The sequence below is a fragment of the Paenibacillus sp. J22P90 genome (genome assembly GCF_059692195.1).
Map to the genome: position 1 here is coordinate 476,985 of NZ_JCAUAY010000005.1, position 18,064 is coordinate 495,048.

Annotated in this window: 14 protein-coding genes; 12 read left to right on the plus strand and 2 right to left on the minus strand. The window is 47.7% G+C overall.

The window, feature by feature from the left end; all coding sequences use genetic code 11:
- The first annotated feature begins 3 nt into the window (after positions 1–3).
- The 5 genes from AC58UX_RS19730 to AC58UX_RS19750 are packed head-to-tail and all read left to right on the plus strand — an operon-like array spanning position 4 to position 5,640.
- Positions 4–1,269, plus strand: coding sequence for a M20 family metallo-hydrolase (locus AC58UX_RS19730; protein WP_497255755.1), 1,266 nt, complete (start codon positions 4–6; stop codon positions 1,267–1,269).
- A gap of 18 nt (positions 1,270–1,287) precedes the next feature.
- Positions 1,288–2,658: an NAD(P)-dependent oxidoreductase gene (locus AC58UX_RS19735; protein WP_497255757.1), complete on the plus strand. Its 1,371-nt coding sequence runs from the start codon at positions 1,288–1,290 to the stop codon at positions 2,656–2,658.
- Positions 2,659–2,691: 33 nt separating this feature from the next.
- Entirely contained in the window at positions 2,692–3,987 is a 1,296-nt protein-coding gene (gene preA, locus AC58UX_RS19740) for an NAD-dependent dihydropyrimidine dehydrogenase subunit PreA (RefSeq protein ID WP_497255759.1), read from the plus strand.
- A gap of 2 nt (positions 3,988–3,989) precedes the next feature.
- Positions 3,990–5,432: a dihydropyrimidinase gene (hydA, locus tag AC58UX_RS19745; protein ID WP_497255760.1), complete on the plus strand. Its 1,443-nt coding sequence runs from the start codon at positions 3,990–3,992 to the stop codon at positions 5,430–5,432.
- A complete protein-coding gene (locus AC58UX_RS19750; protein ID WP_497255762.1) occupies positions 5,425–5,640 on the plus strand; it encodes a hypothetical protein in 216 nt (71 codons plus the stop codon). The genes hydA and AC58UX_RS19750 overlap by 8 nt, the downstream gene beginning before the upstream one ends.
- Here the strand turns inward: AC58UX_RS19750 and AC58UX_RS19755 are convergent.
- On the minus strand, positions 5,637–6,896 hold the full coding sequence (locus AC58UX_RS19755) for a PucR family transcriptional regulator (RefSeq protein WP_497255764.1): 1,260 nt from the start codon (positions 6,894–6,896) through the stop codon (positions 5,637–5,639). The two genes, AC58UX_RS19750 and AC58UX_RS19755, sit on opposite strands and share 4 nt — an antisense overlap.
- A gap of 328 nt (positions 6,897–7,224) precedes the next feature.
- Here AC58UX_RS19755 and AC58UX_RS19760 point away from each other — a divergent pair, with 328 nt between their 5' ends.
- The 3 genes from AC58UX_RS19760 (at position 7,225) to AC58UX_RS19770 (ending at position 12,696) form a co-directional block, all read left to right on the plus strand.
- Positions 7,225–8,988 carry a glycoside hydrolase family 2 protein gene (locus AC58UX_RS19760; RefSeq protein ID WP_497255766.1) on the plus strand — a complete coding sequence of 588 codons (1,764 nt, stop codon included), beginning with the start codon at positions 7,225–7,227 and terminating at the stop codon, positions 8,986–8,988.
- 142 nt (positions 8,989–9,130) lie between these two features.
- Complete coding sequence (locus AC58UX_RS19765) at positions 9,131–10,894, plus strand: ABC transporter ATP-binding protein (protein WP_497255768.1); 1,764 nt, start codon at positions 9,131–9,133, stop codon at positions 10,892–10,894.
- Complete coding sequence (locus AC58UX_RS19770) at positions 10,891–12,696, plus strand: ABC transporter ATP-binding protein (RefSeq protein WP_497255770.1); 1,806 nt, start codon at positions 10,891–10,893, stop codon at positions 12,694–12,696. The genes AC58UX_RS19765 and AC58UX_RS19770 overlap by 4 nt, the downstream gene beginning before the upstream one ends.
- A gap of 152 nt (positions 12,697–12,848) precedes the next feature.
- Here the strand turns inward: AC58UX_RS19770 and AC58UX_RS19775 are convergent, their stop codons facing one another.
- Positions 12,849–13,031 carry a hypothetical protein gene (locus AC58UX_RS19775; RefSeq protein WP_497255772.1) on the minus strand — a complete coding sequence of 61 codons (183 nt, stop codon included), beginning with the start codon at positions 13,029–13,031 and terminating at the stop codon, positions 12,849–12,851.
- 93 nt (positions 13,032–13,124) lie between these two features.
- Between AC58UX_RS19775 and AC58UX_RS19780 the strand changes: the two genes are divergently transcribed.
- The 4 genes from AC58UX_RS19780 (at position 13,125) to AC58UX_RS19795 (ending at position 17,963) form a co-directional block, all read left to right on the plus strand.
- Positions 13,125–13,919 (plus strand): lipid II flippase Amj family protein, encoded by a 795-nt coding sequence (locus AC58UX_RS19780; protein ID WP_497255774.1) that lies wholly within the window; start codon positions 13,125–13,127, stop codon positions 13,917–13,919.
- A gap of 85 nt (positions 13,920–14,004) precedes the next feature.
- A complete protein-coding gene (locus tag AC58UX_RS19785) occupies positions 14,005–14,883 on the plus strand; it encodes a radical SAM/SPASM domain-containing protein (protein ID WP_497255776.1) in 879 nt (292 codons plus the stop codon).
- Between the two features lie 153 nt (positions 14,884–15,036).
- Positions 15,037–16,983, plus strand: a complete 1,947-nt coding sequence (locus AC58UX_RS19790) for an ATP-dependent DNA helicase (RefSeq protein WP_497255778.1) — start codon at positions 15,037–15,039, stop codon at positions 16,981–16,983.
- A gap of 152 nt (positions 16,984–17,135) precedes the next feature.
- Positions 17,136–17,963, plus strand: coding sequence for an endonuclease/exonuclease/phosphatase family protein (locus tag AC58UX_RS19795; protein ID WP_497255780.1), 828 nt, complete (start codon positions 17,136–17,138; stop codon positions 17,961–17,963).
- Positions 17,964–18,064: the final 101 nt, after the last annotated feature.

An 18,064-nucleotide genomic window follows, 5' to 3' on the forward strand; every position in this document is an offset into this window, starting at 1 on the left:
GTCTTGTCAACGAAGCCACTTATCCAAATCAATGCAGAACGTCTTGGACAGCACATTCATGATCTCGCTCAAATCGGAAAAATCGGCGAAACAGGCGTATGCAGACTTGCTCTTTCGAAGGAAGACCGTGCCGGTGTGGAGCTGGTGAAATCCTGGATGGAGGAAGCCGGGATGGAGACACACATCGACCCTTTCGCCAATCTGATCGGCGTATGGCGCGGGAGCGATCCGCAAGCACCTGTTCTCATGCTCGGCTCGCATGTCGATTCGCAGCCTTACGGGGGGCGATTCGATGGCGCAATTGGTGTGCTTGGTGCAATCGAAGCTGTGCAAACGATGGTGGAGGAAGGCTTGCATCCAGCATGCAATATCGAGGTTGTTGCTTTTTGTGATGAAGAAGGCAGTCGTTTCAACAAAGGATTGTTCGGAGTTAGGGGCATGCTCGGTAAGCTGGAGGCAGATGAGTTAGATCGTACGGATAAAAACGGCGTTACCCGCCGAGAAGCACTGCTGGAATTCGGTTGTGATCCAGCAGATATGGAAGGCTATACGTTCCAAGCAGGTCGTATCGGGGCTTTTCTGGAGCTGCACATTGAGCAAGGTCCTGTTCTGGAGTCTATAAATGAGCCAATTGGGATCGTGAGCGGCATTTCGGGTCCGTTATGGCTCACCGTAGAGATGACAGGCTTCGCAGGCCATGCTGGCTCCGTACCGATGTCGATGCGTCATGATGCACTGCTCGGCAGTGCCAAAATCATCGTCGCACTGAACGAGCTTGTGTGTCGTGAACCAGGTGCCCCAACGGTTGGAACCGTCGGGTCGCTCACAGTGTTTCCGGATTCCCGGAACATCATCCCCGAGAAAGTCAGCTTCACAGTTGATCTGCGCGACATCGAATTATGTCGTCGGAACGCGCTCGAAGCTGAGCTGCTCAGCATTATCGAGAACGTTGCACGTGAGCATGGTCTTACCTATACGATTCGAGAGGATACGAACAGCGAGCCTCGCTATTGTGCGAAGTGGATCAAAGATCTGCTGCACAAGGAAGCAGGTCTGATGGAGATGAAGCCGCCGGAGCTTATGAGCGGGCCTTTCCACGATTCACTAGCCATGTCCTACGTATGCGATTATGGCATGATTTTTGTACGCTGCCTCGAGGGGATTAGTCACAATCCGAAGGAATATGCGAGCCCCGAGGATATTACCTTGGGAACAGAGCTTCTCTATCGAGCAGCCCGCCAGATCGCTGTAGATAAACAATTCTCATGATGGGGAGGAGGAGCGAAGATGGGTACATCATTTATTTCTTTAACGGATTTGAAGCGAAATTTCGCCGAAGTGAAGGCGGGCATGAAGCCCAAAGAGGCGATCGAAGAATCCAACCGCTGCTTGTTCTGTTATGACGCTCCTTGTATAACGGCCTGTCCGACAGGCATTAATATCCCTTCTTTTATTAAAAAGATTGCCTCTGGCAATCTAAAAGGCTCTGCCAAAACGATCATGGAAGCTAATCCGGTTGGTGCTTCATGCTCACGAGTATGTCCAACAGAGGAATTGTGTGAAGGGGCTTGTGTACTCAATCATTCGTCCAAGCCTATCCTCATCGGTCAATTGCAGCGGTATGCCACGGACTGGGCTATGAAGAATGAACAGATCTTATTTCAAGCTGGTGCAAGCAATGGTAAAAGAGTCGCGATCGTGGGTGGTGGGCCAGCGGGGCTTTCGGCAGCCCGTGAGCTAGCCCGCTTCGGCTTTAAGGTCACCGTATTCGAAGCGAAGGAGCAAGCGGGGGGCTTGGATACGTACGGGATCGTGTCGTTCCGACTGCCACAGGAGATCTCGCACTGGGAGGTTGAACAAGTGCGACAGCTCGGTGTTGAGTTTCGATTGAACACACGCGTTGGCACGGATGTAACCCCTGCGCAGCTATTGCGCGATTACGACGCGGTTGTATTAGCAGTTGGGATGTCAAAGGTGCCTATGCTGGGAATCGACGGGGAACAACTAAACGGCGTCTATGATGCAATAGATTTTGTAGAGTCAACGAAAGTTACAGCAGATCTAGACGAGTCTTTCGTTGGGAAGCGGGTAGCTGTCATTGGTGCAGGGAATACCGCAATTGATGCGGCGACATGTTCGGTCAGACTTGGTGCGGAACATGTACAAATCGTATACAGACGAACACAAGAGGAAATGACAGCGTATGATTTTGAATATGAGTTTGCGAAGCTCGATGGCGTTGCGTTTCAGTGGTTAACAGCACCGAAACGGATTCTTGGTGATGAACAGGGTAATGTTGTAGGCATCGAATGTGTGCGGATGGAGCTTGTAGAGTCTGTTGATAGCGGGCGCAAACGTCCGATCCCTGTAGCTGATTCCGAATTCGTCATCGAAGTGGATGCCGTAATTAAAGCCATCGGTCAGACGAAGCATATTTCGTTGATCGAACAATTCGGCCTCGCACATTCGAGGGGAACCGTGACCTTGATCGATGCGGGCACAGGCATGACGTCGAATCCGAAGGTTTACGCGGCTGGCGACGTTATATTCGGCGATGGACAGGGTGAAGCGATGGTCGTATCGGCTGCCCAACAAGGGAAGTTGACCGCCTATGCCATCTATAAGCAGCTAGGGAAAGGGCAAGAGGCGTCTGCATAAGCTGACTTACTACAGAATCAGGAGGGATTCAACATGGCTGATTTACGAACGAATCTAGCTGGAATTGTGTCACCCAACCCTTTCTGGTTGGCATCGGCCCCACCGACGAATACGGGGTATCAGGTTCAGCGAGCTTTTGAAGCGGGATGGGGCGGCGCTGTGTGGAAAACGCTCGGAGACCCGATTATTAATACATCGTCGCGGTTTGCCGCTGTTCATTTTAACGGGCAGCGTGTGGCCGGTTTCAACAATATCGAGCTGATTACTGATCGTCCTCTTGACGTCAATCTCAAGGAAATCTATGAAACGAAGAAACGCTTCCCGAATCATGCGTTGGTCGTCTCTCTAATGGTTGAGCCTAAGCGAGAGAAGTGGCATGAGATCGTCAAAAAAGTCGAAGCCGTCGGCGTAGACGGTCTCGAATTAAACTTCGGCTGTCCGCACGGCATGGCGGAGCGCGGCATGGGCTCGGCATCCGGCCAACAGCCGGACCTTGTCGAGGCGCAGACCATGTGGGCGAAGGAAGCCGCACAAACACCAGTGATCGTGAAGCTGACGCCGAACATCACGGATATTACAAGTACAGCACTAGCGGCGGTGCGTGGAGGTGCGGATGCGATATCGCTCATCAACACGATTAACTCGCTGGCTGGCGTAGATATCGACACATGGAACACGATTCCGCATGTCGGGGGTAAAGGCTCGCATGGCGGCTATTGCGGCCCAGCGGTAAAGCCAATTGCCCTTCACATGGTTGCGGATTGTGCGAGAAATCCAGGAGTGAATATCCCGATATCCGGCATTGGCGGCATTTCCAATTGGCGTGATGCGGTTGAATTTATGCTCATGGGCGCAACAGGCGTGCAGGTCTGTACGGCGGCAATGCATCACGGTTTCCGAATCGTCGAGGATATGATCGATGGGCTGAACAACTATTTGGATGACAAAGGTCTTGCCAGCGTCTCCGAGCTCATCGGGAAATCCGTTCCGCGCTACTCGGATTGGGGAAATTTGGATTTGAATTATGCAGTGGTGGCTAAGATCGACACGGAAACGTGTATTAACTGCAATAAGTGCCATATTGCCTGCGAGGATACCTCGCATCAATGTATTGAGCGGCATACGGATGATCAAGGGAAATCGTTTTTGCAGGTGCGGGAAGAGGATTGTGTAGGCTGTAATTTATGTGCGATTGTGTGTCCGGTAGATGGCGCAATTGCCATGGTTGAGGTAAAAGGCACAGAGGAGCCGATGACGTGGAACGAGCGTCAGGAGGTCGTCGCCAAGCTGTCTGAGGGTAAAGATGCCGATAAGAAGGAGGCTGTGTAGCCATGGCCAAGCTCATTAAAAATGGAACGATTGTCACTGCATCGGATCAGTATCAGGGGGATATTCTCATTGAAGACGGCATCATAACCGGGATCGGGCTTAACCTGAGCCGAGAAGGCGCTGAGATTGTGGATGCGACGGGGAAATATGTGTTTCCTGGCGGAATTGATCCGCACACGCATCTAGAAATGCCATTTGGCGGGACGGTGACAGCGGACGATTTCGAGACAGGCACGATGGCTGCGGCATTCGGCGGAACGACGACGATCATCGATTTTTGTTTGACGAATAAGGGGAAACCTTTAAGTCAGTCCGTGCAGACGTGGCATCAGAAGGCAAAAGGGAAAGCCGTCATTGATTATAGTTTTCATTTGATGATTGCCGAAATCAACGATGAGGTGCTGGCGGAGCTGCCGGCCATGATTCATGACGAAGGGATCACTTCTTTGAAAGTATTTATGGCGTATAAGAACGTTTTCCAAGCAGACGACGGGACGCTGTATCGGACATTGCTAGAAGCCAAAAAACATGGTGCGCTTGTCATGGTTCATGCGGAGAATGGCGATGTGATCGACTATTTGATCAAAGAAGCGCTCGAAGCCGGACATACCGAACCGATCTATCATGCGCTGACTCGGCCGTCTCTCATTGAAGGAGAAGCAACGGGGCGCGCTGCCAAGCTCACGGCGTTAGCCAACTCGCAGCTCTATGTGGTCCATGTCACGTGTGAGGAAGCGGTTCAGCAAATTACGGAGGCGCGTAATCAAGGTGTCGATATCTGGGGGGAAACGTGTCCACAGTATTTGATGCTCGATCAAACATACTTGGAAAAGCCGGATTTTGAAGGCGCGAAATACGTGTGGTCGCCACCACTGCGGCCGAAGTTTCACCAAGACGTGCTATGGAATGCGTTGAAAACGGGCCAGTTACAAACGGTAGGCTCGGACCAGTGCTCGTTTAATTTTAACGGTCAAAAGGATTTAGGGCTCGGGGACTTTAGTAAAATTCCCAACGGTGGGCCATGCATCGAAGACCGCTTCTCCATTCTTTACTCTGAGGGGGTAGGGAAAGGGCGGATTACGCTGAATCAGTTTGTAGATATTGTGTCGACGCGAAGCGCGAAGCTGTTTGGCTTGTTTCCGAAAAAAGGGACGATTGCGGTTGGCGGCGACGCGGATATTGTTATTTTTGATCCGAATGCGAAGCGCACGATTTCAGCCGAAACCCATCATATGAATGTGGATTATAATCCGTTTGAAGGTATTGAGATCACGGGGGAGCCTGTGACGGTTCTGTCTCGTGGCGAGTTCGTCATTCAGGATAAACAATTCGTGGGTGAAGCGGGAAATGGTCAATACATCAAGAGGGGAACGTATGTTTCATCTTCGGCTGATGTAAGCGAAACGAGGAAGGTAACGGTCCAAGGAGGTGCCCCCTATGTCTGAATTTGAGCTCTATCAAGCAGAAAAGCAAAAGTTGGACGGCTACGTCGCACAAAAATTCAAAATCGTCGGTGTGCTCGAAGATCTAGAAGGGGCATGGCTGGATCTCGAGCACCCCGGCGGGGAAACGGCAAGACTGCATTTGAAGACAGCTAACGCCAGGAAGTATTACGTCAATGTACTGTTGTCACAAGGCAAAACCAAATCTTAACGAATGGCACCGTTTAAATATTCATAGCCATGTAAAGCAAGCTCTAACGCGATTCGTTTCTGCGGCTGCATGAAATCGTCACCGAGAATGGCGGCGATTTTGTCCAGCCGATGGTACAGCGTTTGCCGAACGATGAACAGCTCTTTGGCTGTTTCTTGTTTTGAACCGGACAGCGTTAAATACGCGTGTAAAGTTTTCAAAAGCTGACCATTCTTCTCGCGATCATACCCGATGATGCCTTCAAGATACTCGTGAATGAACGAGTTCAGTTGGCCGGCTTGCTTCATAAATAGCAGCACCTTGTAGACGTGTAGCTCGTGATAAAAGGGCTTCGGAAGTGCGCCGATATCCTTCTGAATCGTGATCGTTTCTAAGGCGGATTCATAGCTGTGGTGAATATGTAGTGGGTCGCTAACTGCTTTCCCAATACCATAAAGTGACGGGAAAAGATTGGATTCTTGCGATTTCTGCAAGCGCTGTATCGTTCGCAGGATTCGTTCATGACATGTAGAAGAGGGCGTTTGATCTAAAAGGATGAAGACAATGCGCTGATCATAGACCGTAGGCAGGAGATAAAAGCCTTCTCTCTCAAACAGGGAGCGGGCTATCATTTGTTTTTGAAAAAGGAGCGTTTCATGCCATTTACTGCCCTCGCTGCCAGAAATCTTATCGAATACGCAAACGATGACTGGACCGAGTTTCACCGCAGGCTGGACGGACAAGACATACTCACGAATATCTTGAAGCGAAAGCTTGCCGCATAACCAATCGGTTACCCAGAGGTCCTGTTTATAGCGGATTTTTTCCTCGATATAGGTAGAAAGCAGTTCTAGGTCGGAGACCATTTTGTGATGCTGATGAATGAAATGCGTATGCAAATCCTGCGTGATATCAATATAACGAACTTCCTCGTGGAAAAAAATAAGCGGAAAATGGGCTTGAAGGGCAAGTGTCTTCATGCTCTCTAGCGGCCGCTTCGTATAGGTGCCCAACTCGATACACAGTCCTGAAGCACCGCTGTCAATTAATTGCTGAAGGAAGGAAAGACTCGTTTCCTCATTGTCCTGCCAGCCAATTCCCGTGCATAGGATCAGTTCATTTCCATTCAAAAGCTGACCGACTTGCGTAACTTCCATAATGTGAACCCAACGTACTTTGCGGGCTAAACCTTCCTCTGTTGCAATGGCTTCTGCCTTGTGAAAGAGAGGACGCTGTAAAATATCATGCACAGTTAATTGTAAAAGGGTTTGGTTCAATCCAAATCACCACTTTCATGGAAGGAAAGTTAACGTAAGTTTGAACGACAAGGGATTGTAGTTAATTATACAATGTGTCCAATGACATGTGGAGAAATTTTATAGAAGCAGGAGTGAAGATAACCTGAGGCGATGGGGCCTCGGGTATTTGGTGTTTGTGGTGAGGAGTACATCATAAACGATGTTCCGTCACTACATAACTAATAAGTTAACTAATAAACTTTTCGTTGACAATATATCTGCAATTTAGCATAATGTGTACATTAATTGTTCTCTTCATAGTTATTTAGTTAATAAAAATGTTAATTAAAAGGAGAGTTGTGAGAGCATGAGCAGCGCGCATAAGTATGTTGAAAATTACCCGCGACCGCAATGGGTACGCGACGAATGGCAATTGTTGAATGGGGAGTGGTGCTTCCGTTTCGATGATTCATTTGAAGGAGAACGGAAGAATTGGAGCAGCAAGCTCGATGCAGATCGGACAATTCAAGTTCCATTTACATACGAGACGAAGGCAAGCGGCATCTGCGAGGAGAATTTTCATCCATGCGTTTGGTACGAACGGATCGTGTCTATTCCTATAAATACGAATGAAAAGCGCGTTATACTTCACTTTCAAGCTGTCGACTATTTGACTAAGCTCTGGGTGAATGGCACTTATATAGGCTCGCATGAGGGCGGCTATTCCGCATTTTCATTTGATATTACAAATGCTGTCGAGCTGGGCGGTGAGAACCGCATTACTGTCCGGGTTGAGGATGGCAACAGTACGATGCAGCCGCGTGGAAAGCAACGTTGGGTCGACAAGAACTATGGCTGCTGGTATGTGCAGACGACAGGCATTTGGCAATCTGTTTGGCTGGAATATGTCGATGCATCTCATGTAAAGCGAGCGAAGATTACACCAAAGCTGGAGGAAGCTTCCGTCACGTTCGAATACGAGCTAGGAAGCACTGTTCGATCTTACGAAGGATTGACGCTGCTGACGAATGTCCGATACGATGGTAAGCTAGTTAGCGCAATCGAATTAAAAGTTGACAGGAAGTTCGTGAAAGTGGATGTCAGCGTGATAAACGAGGCCTACGAATGGAAGGTTTTCGCTTGGCATCCCAATCATCCCAATTTATACGATGTAGAAGTTATCTTGAAGAAGGACGGCCAGCCGGTCGACACGGTTTATACCTATTTCGGCATGCGCAGCATCCAGATAAAAGGCAATCGGGTCCTGCTCAATAATCACCCGATTTATCAACGTCTGCTGCTCGATCAAGGTTATTGGGAAGATACCCATCTAACGCCGCCTTCTGAGGAAGCTCTTATTGAAGATATCGAGAAAACATTAGCCCTTGGATTTAACGGTGTACGTAAGCATCAGAAGCTGGAAGATCCGAGGTTCTTGTACTGGGCGGACCGCAAAGGACTCTTGGTATGGTCAGAATTTCCAGCTGCGTATGAGTTCGGAGATGATGCCGTAGATCGATTCACGAAGGAATGGACCGAAGTTGTGCACCAGCATTATAATCATCCAAGTATCGTCACATGGGTACCGTTCAATGAATCGTGGGGCATCTCAAACGTCTCTACGAACAGGAAGCAGCAACAGTTCACCGAATCGATCTATCACTTAACCAAGTCGTATGACCAAATGCGGCCAGTCGTTGTGAATGACGGTTGGGAGCACACAGTTTCGGATATTATAACGCTACATGACTACGAGGAGCTAGGATCAGCATTCGAAGCTCGTTATAAGGATAAAGAAGTGCTGCTTAGCAATGAAGTTGCGCATGACAAACATCGATATCCTTTTGCTAATGGTTACAGCTATAAGGGGCAGCCGGTCATCATCAGTGAGTATGGCGGTATCGCGTTTAAAAGCGAAGAGGGTTGGGGCTACGGCAACCAAGTGAAGAATGAAGAAGAATTTTTGGCGCGTTATGAAAGCATTACCCGAGCTATCAAAAACTTAGCGTACGTTAGCGGTTTCTGCTACACGCAGCTTACCGACGTGCAGCAAGAAGTAAATGGGTTGCTAAGCATTCAACGTGAACCTAAGATAGAGATGGATAAAATTAAAAAAATCAACTTAGAGTAAGAAATAGTGTATGACTTATACAATTCTCTTTACAGAGCCGCTTAGCGGCTTTTTTCATTTTATACAAACAGTCCGTTGTCTGTATCGAGTCAATTTAGTATGATGGGGAGTACGTCATGAGGATACGGAGGACTCCATATTAATGAAGAAAAATCGAAAAAACAGCAACTCCATGGGGCAATACCGCGAGCTGTTGGGACGTTATTTGTTCCCTCAGAAAGGGACGCTGATCGGACTAACTTTGCTCTTGTTCGCATCCATAGGATTGCAGCTCATTAATCCGCAAATTATCCGGTATTTTATTGATACCGCGCAGTCACAAGGGGCGATGCAGCCTCTTTTTAAAGCGGCGCTCTTCTTTATCGGCTTTGCGCTGGTGCAGCAGCTAGTGTCCGTGATTGCCACCTATTTTAGTGAAAATGCAGGCTGGAAAACAACGAATAAGCTGCGCGTCGATCTAGCCGCACATTGTTTGTCACTCGATATGTCTTTTCATAAAAGTCATACGTCCGGCTCGCTGATCGAGCGGGTGGATGGCGATGTGAATGCGCTTGCGAATTTCTTTTCCAGCATGATCATTCATTTGTTAGGTAATGTACTGCTAATGGCGGGGATTCTCGTTTTGCTCTTCCGTGAAAATTGGTTAATTGGCGTAGGCATGGCGGTATTCGTTGTGTTTGCCATTTATATGATTCAGTGGATTCGTCAATTCGCTGTGCCAGTTTGGGCGGGGTGGCGGCAGGCGAACGCGGAGTTTTATGGTTTTATCGGTGAGCATTTGGAAGGGACGGAGGACATTCGCGCCAATGGTGCGGTGGGCTTCGTGATGAATCGTTTTTATACCATGCTCCGGAAAATGCTTCCGCTGCGCGTCAAAGCGTTCCTCGGCTTTTGTGCGATGTGGAACATGTCGATCTTCGTGTTCGCGTTAGGGAATGCGATGGCGTTCGGAATCAGTGCCTACTTATGGTATGGACAGCAAATATCGCTGGGTACGGTGTACTTGATTTTCTTCTATACGGAATTGCTGGCAAAGCCCATCGAAAAGATTCGGACGCAAATGGAAGATTTGCAAAAAGCAGACGCAAGTATTTCCCGTATTCGTGAGCTATTCGCGATTCAATCGAAGATTCAAGATGGGCCGGGGGCTAAGCTTCCGGATGGACCGCTTGGGGTTGATTTCAAGGATGTTGTCTTTAGCTACGACGAGGATCAGCCGACAATTGATCACTTGACAATGACGCTGAAACCAGGCGAAGTGTTAGGTTTATTGGGGCGGACAGGGAGTGGAAAGTCCACGATTGCTAGGCTATTGCTGCGGTTCTATGACCCGCAAAGCGGTGTGATTGCACTCAGCGGAACCGATGTTCGAGATTGTAAACTGGCGGATTTGCGCAAACGTGTCGCGCTCGTTACACAAAACATCGAGATCATCCAAGGGACGATTCGGGATAACTTAACCTTTTATAATGAGAAGATTCGGGATGAACAGATTATTGAGGTGCTGCATGAGCTTGGCTTAGGTGCGTGGTATGAAGCGATGCCAGATGGCTTGGATACGGGACTCGCATCGGGTGGCAGCAGTCTGTCTGCAGGTGAGGCGCAGTTGTTAGCCTTCGCTCGTGTGTTCTTAACGAACCCAGGACTGGTCATTATGGATGAAGCTTCATCGCGACTGGATCCTTTGACGGAGCAGCGGATGGAGAAAGCCGTTTCCAAATTGTTAAATGAACGCTCCTGCATCATGATTGCCCATCGACTAGCCACGGTTCAGCGTGCGGATCATATCGTCATTTTGGACGGAGGTCGTGTGCTGGAATCAGGTCGTAGAGAGGTTCTTGCCGCTGACCCGAATTCCCGCTTCAGCCAATTGCTCGCGACAGGGTTAGAGGAGGTGTTGGCATGACGACGTTTCAATATTTAAAAGGACTTATCATGTATAAGCCTTTCCGATATTTCATTAATGCCTTTGCCTGGACGGTCATTTATTTGGCTCCTATTGCTCCTGGTCTAATTACAAAAGAGTTTTTCGACACGCTGACGGGGAATGCCAAGCTGAGCTTTGGCGTGTGGGGCTTGATCGCGATGTTGATCGGTGCGGCCTTAGGCAGAATTTTGCTGATCGTCTTTGGATTTATTACGGATGTGCATTTCCGCTTTCGGATGGGGATGCTGCTTCGTCGCAATTTGCTTGAGCATGTGCTAAAGCAACCCGGCGCTCAAGCGATACCGGTATCACCAGGGGAAGCGATCAGCCATTTCAGGGACGACGTAGATCAATCCGAAGAAGCCGCGAGTTGGTCAGTTGATGTGTTTGGGATGACTTGTTTTGCCCTCGTGTCCGGCTACATATTGATTAATATTGATGCTCAAATGACGCTGCTTGTCTTTATGCCCATCGTTATTGTGATTACAGCGGCGCAGCTAGCAACCGTACGTTTGCAGAAATATCGTGCGGCAAGCAGAGAGGCGACTTCGAAAGTGACGGGTGAAATCAGCGAAATGTTCGGCAACGTGCAGGCCATTCAAGTGGCAGGCGCTGAGAAGCGAGTGATGGAGCGTTTTCGCAGCTTCGGTGATGCTCGTCGCAAAGCGATGCTCAAAGATCGGCTCATGAGTGAAGTGCTCGATTCCGTCTTCTCCAACTCGGTGAATTTAGGAACGGGATTACTGCTTTTGCTTGCGGGTACGAAAATGAGAGCCGGGACGTTCACCGTTGGTGATCTCGCGTTGTTTGTTTACTATTTGACTTTCGTGACACAGTTTATTACGAATGTTGGGAAGTTTATCACGTACTTTAAACAAATGAGTGTTTCACTAGAGCGGTTGACGTTCTTGCTGCAGGGCGCGTCGGCGAAGGTGTTGACGATGGTGAAGCCGTTGTATTTAAAGAAGGAGCGGGTGGAAGAAAAAGAGCAAAAGAGTGACATCGTCGGTGGTGCTAAAGAACAACTGAGTGACAGCGTGGTTGCTCCCCCGCTGCAGCGATTGGAAGTGAATGGGCTCAGCTATACCTACCCGGATACGGGTAGAGGTATCGCTGACATTCACTTCGCGATGCGCAGAGGATCGTTCACCGTCATCACGGGAACGATCGGCTCTGGCAAGACCACGCTGGTTCGTTCCCTTCTTGGGCTGCTGCCCAAGGAGAAAGGAACGATTGCGTGGAACGGTGTGCCCGTCGAGGATCCGGGCACCTTCTTTACACCGCCGCAGAGCGCGTACACCGCGCAGGTGCCGCGGCTGTACAGCGATACGCTGCGCAACAATATTTTGCTCGGGCAAGCGGAGCAGGATGGCAGCTTGCAGCAGGCTTTAAACGCGGCGGTGCTCGAGTACGACGTCGCGCAGCTGCCAGGCGGGCTGGACACGGTCATCGGCCCGCGCGGGGTGAAGCTGTCCGGCGGCCAAGCGCAGCGGACGGCTGCAGCCCGCATGCTCGTGCGGGACGCCGAGCTGTACGTCTTCGACGACCTGTCGAGCGCGCTCGACGTCGAGACGGAGCAGAAGCTCTGGGAGCGGATGTTCCAGCGCCGCAGCGATGCGACGTGTCTGGTCGTCTCGCACCGCAAAACCGCGTTGACGCGTGCCGACCACATCATCGTAATGAAAGACGGCCGCATCGAAGCGGAAGGCACGTCGGAGGAACTGCTGCGAGACAGCTCCACGTTCCGTGAGCTGTGGTACGGGGACGACCGCAAGGCGTAGTCCCTAACGGCTGCGTTTTGCGGATGCCAATAGAGGGAATCCGTATTGCGTCACGAATATTTATTAACTAAAGGCATTAACTGTAAAAACTACAGCTAATCTTCGCGATTTCTCACGAAAATCATAAATAACTGTATTTCCTGTAGTTAATTTCATCCGAATTCACCGAATTCGCCGAAACTCGTTAAATTAACTACATATTTTCCAGTTAAAGTGTCCTTTTGAGCGAATTCAGCGAATTTAACTGCATGTTTTCCATCTATTTCTGGCTGACCTTCCGAGAAGAGGGGATCGAAGTTAGAATTTGGCGCTGGAAGCAGGAATTTCTTAATCATACCCCCACGAACCCACCCGATGCTACCACAGAAGGTGGGTTTTCGTTCGCATTACCACCTATTACTCTAGTGGAGGAAGGCGATTCATTTCCCATGATCAACACGCTCATTTTGGTTTTCATCCTAACAATGATCATTCACACAGCAGAGACACTCTCGTATTCAATCCGCTACGCAGGCGTTCGCGTGAACAAACTCGCGGTGGCACTCTCACTAGTAGGCATCGTCGTGCTCGTCTCACGGACAGCGAACTTAATCCAAGCGCCAATGACGGCGCACTTTGTGGATTTTGCCAAGCATGAGCCAACGTTTGATTTGGTGCGATATTTACGAATAAGCCTACTGGCTTCGTCCATTGGGACGATCATTGCCATCGCATTATTTCCTACTTTTATCAACCTTAGTGCTAGAGTGATTGCTCGTCTTGAAATTGCAGGCTCCTTACCGAAGATGCTTACGAATGTGACGATTTCACAACTTAAGAACACGACCAAATACATCAAAAAACCGAAAGTAAAACTAAGTCAGTTTCGCTATCTCGGGATATCCAAACGGTTCCTATTCATCAATATCGTCGTAACAGCGTTTTATTCCGTAGGTGTTCTAGCCTCACTTTATGCAGCTCATTTATGGCCTGAACATGCCACGACCGCCTCCCAAGCTTCCGGTTTGATCAACGGGATTGCTACCATTTTGCTCACGATATTTATTGATCCGCAGTTAGGTTTAATCACAGATAAGGCACTGCATGATGAGTCTCAGCGTAAGCAGCTAGGCAAAATCTACGCATTACTGATGACAACACGCTTCCTAGGAACACTTTTAGCACAAGTTTTTCTCGTACCATCTGCGTATTTTATTGGGTGGAGTGTACAGCTATTTTTCTAAAATGGCTGAAATCCTTTCATTCATCCGCCTCGCTTGGTATAATAGCCTCTATCATAGTAGCGCAAACAAGAAACGGAGTCCGACCATGAAGAAGTTCAAAAAGTTTTATATTGAAATTACGAGCGTATGTAACTTAGCGTGTACATTTTGTCCGCAGACGAAGCGTCAGGCGAATTTTATTAAAATAGATACGTTTACCAATATTCTCGATCAAATTAAACCGCACACGGATCATATTTATTTGCATGTAAAAGGCGAACCTCTGCTTCATCCTAAAATCGATGAACTGCTCGATCTGAGCCACGAGAAAGGTTTTAAGGTTAATATTACGACGAATGGTACGCTGATTAACAAAAATAGGCACAAATTGCTCGATAAACCGGCGCTTCGTCAAATGAATTTCTCCTTGCATAGCTTTGACGGCCATGAAGGCTCAGAAGATAAAGAAGGCTACGTCATGAGCATTCTGCGGTTTGCGAAGGAAATTGTCGCGAAATCCAATGTCATTATATCTTTCCGATTATGGAATCTAGACACGGATAATCAGACGAACTTAGAGCGAAATCGCAACCGAGAAGTGCTAGAGATGTTAGAGAAGGAATTCGAGCTCGATTACAAAATCGATGAAAAATTCGTCCGCGGCACAGGCGTGAAGCTGGCGGATCGCGTCTATCTGAATCAGGATCACGAGTTCCAGTGGCCAGATTTGAAGGCGGAGGAGATTGAGGGTCCTGGCTTCTGCCATGCCTTACGTAATCAAGCAGGTATTCTTGTTGACGGCACCGTCATTCCTTGTTGTCTCGATGGGGAAGGGGTTATCAATTTGGGGAACATCAACCACACGCCTTTCTCAGAAATCGTAGAGGGTGAACGCGCGAATCGCTTATTCGAAGGCTTTTCCAGAAGAGAAGTGGTCGAGGAATTATGCCGTAAATGCGGTTATCGCGAACGTTTTAGCATGTAAAATAAATGCTCATTCCGAACAGCGTCGTACAATGCTGGGGAGTGGGCTTTTCATTTTCTGTGCGATTTTTTGCATTTAACAAACATTCATGAGATAATACAAGTTTAATTCTTAAGATAGATTGATTCTTAACTAGAAGTTGGGGGCATTAACGTGGGACGTTATCCATTTGCGTATGATCATGCACAACCATATATGCAGCAAGTGTCTGATTGGATTGCGGATATCTTTTATGACATTTTACCTGAAGCAGGCTTTGAGGTACGAGATGAACAGATTTACATGGCGTTTCAGCTAGAGCGGGCTTATGCGGAGAAACAGACGATTTTTGCAGAGGCTGGCGTTGGGACAGGTAAAACGTTGGTCTATTTATTATATGCGCTGTGCTATTCGCGTTTCACGAACAAACCGGCGATTATCGCTTGCGCGGATGAATCACTTATTGAGCAGCTCGTGAAACCCGGCGGGGATATCGATAAAATTGCTCGCCATTTAAATATGACCATCGATGCGCGGCTAGCGAAGTCTCCGGATCAGTATGCTTGCTTAGTGAAGCTGGATGAGGCAAGATTCGGGCACGAAGATACAGCTCTATATCGCGAGGTATATGGAGATCTTCCTGATTTTGTTCATACACGTGAAGCGCTGCAAACGTTCTATGCCTACGGGGATCGCAAAAACTACCCACAACTGAACGATGAGCAGTGGCACCGCATGAACTGGGATGCTTACCAAGACTGCTTTGTCTGCGATAAGCGTCACCGTTGCGGACAAACCCTGTCTCGTGAATCCTATCGGAAATCGACAGATCTGATCATATGTTCGCATGATTTTTACATGGAGCATGTATGGACGTATGACGGTAGAAAGCGAGAAGGACAACTGCCATTACTGCCAGAACACTGCACCGTTGTGTTTGATGAAGGGCATTTGATGGAATCCGCCGCACAAAAAGCGTTGACCTATAAGCTGAAGCACATGGTGTTTGAGGAATTGGTCATTCGATTATTAAAAGGGGAAGTTCGTGAAACCCTAGCCGTCTGTATTGATCGGGCGATTGAGCAAAGCGAACGCATGTTTGAGGTGTTGGAGAGCTGCTGTCGTCCGATTGCAGGTTCTGATCGTAAACAGATCGTTATGAGTGATCTTTTGAAAAGAGAGATTCATACGCTTTGTGATATTTTGTCCGAGATTGAAGAGGAACTTGTCTTTGAAGGAGAAATGTTCACCCTTAATGACTATCAGCTGAAGATTGTCGAGGAGCATTTGGAAATGATGCAGAAGGCGCTCGCGTTGTTCCGCAACGATCATTCTTTCATTTGTTGGGCAACGGAAAGCATTACAGGACTCAGTCTTGTCATCATGCCAAGAACGGTGAAGGAAGTGTTGAAGGAGCATGTCTTTTCGTCTAAAATGCCGATTGTCTTCTCCTCGGCGACACTTTCGGTAGAAGGCAGCTTCGACTATGTGGCGAACAGCTTAGGCTTGGAGAAATACTTGTCATTCTCGGTTGATTCGCCGTATGACTATGCGGAACGGATGGAAGTCATTGCTCCTCGCTTCACGGAAGGCGGAACGTTCAACGAGAAGATGACATCAGCCGTTAGCTTGTTGAAAAGAACGGAAGGCCGAGCGCTGGTTTTATTCCCGACACATCAGGAATTACAACGTTTCAAAGCTGAAATGTCGACTCGTTCGGATTGTAAAGATCTAACTTTCTTCTATGAAGGAGATCAAGAAATCTCCCATGTGATCGCTTCGTTCCAAGAGGACGAGCACAGCGTATTGGCTGCCGTTAGCTTGTGGGAGGGACTGGATATTCCAGGTCCATCCCTATCCAATGTTATCGTGTGGGCACTTCCGTTTCCTCCACAGGATCCGGTGTTTAACGCCAAACGTGAGGCAGCAGCTTCACCGTATGAAGAGGTGGATATTCCTTACATGCTGCTCAGATTGCGACAAGGTATGGGCCGTTTGATTCGAACGCGAGAAGATAGCGGAATCATTGCAATTTTCAGCGAAGAGCTTTACACAAATGCTTCATTGCGGGAGCATGTGGAGCGGGTATTACCGACAGGCGTTGGGATGAAATCAGAATAGTGTGATAGAGGAGGGGGGCAACTTTGTTGCTCCTCTTTTTGAAACAACTAAATCTATTAGACTATGGAAATATAAAGCAATATATGAAATTATAGAAGCGTAATCACCTTACTAAAGGTGGTTTAATCGAAAACCTCGAGAGGATGTTGTGCATGCTTAAAAAGTCAGTTCATGTTACTTCGGTTTTAAGTGAATCACATGCATTAGAATTAGAAAAAGAGACTGCCATTAAAGTGATGGCGTATAATATTCATCATGCAGAAGGCATGGATGATATTTTGGATTTGAACAGAATTGCAGATGTGATTAAAACTTCGGGTGCAGATATCATTGGATTACAAGAAATTGATAATCACTTTTCCGCGCGCAGTAATTTTGAAGATCAAGCGAAATGGTTAGCTGATTTATTAGGCATGCATTATATGTTTGCTCCAAGTCTAGACTATGATCCTCTTCATGAAGGGGAAGCACGTCGTCAGTATGGAACGGCTGTATTAAGTAAATATCCGATCCTTTCTTCCGAAAATCATCTACTTGATAATACGCTATATCCTTCAGAGCAGCGCGGTTTAGCGAAAACAGTGATTAACGTAAGAGGAAATCATATTAACTTTTATAATACGCATCTAGAAAATAACAAAGCCGAACAAAGAGATGTTCAAGTGAGTGAGATCCTTGAAATTATGAATCAAGATAAAGGGTCATCTATCTTGGTTGGAGACTTCAATGCCACTCCTGAAAGTCCAGAAATTCTAAAAATGTCTGCACAGTACAATGACGTATATGCAGAACTCGGTCAAAATGAGGCATATACTTCCTATTATTATTCAGATGTACCGAATCGTCGTATTGATTACATTTTTACGTCTAAAGATGTAAAAATCAAAGCAGGTAACCTCATCAACACAAGTGCGGCTGATCACTTGCCGATTACTGCTGAGCTTGTAATTTCAAATAAAGAGCGCAGTAAATATAGTTAAATCAACATTGTAAATAAATGCAAATAGACATCTTTTTCGAGACGAAAAGGGATATAAAGAGCTGAAAACGCAAAAATGGATGCCTTTTCGCATCTATTTTT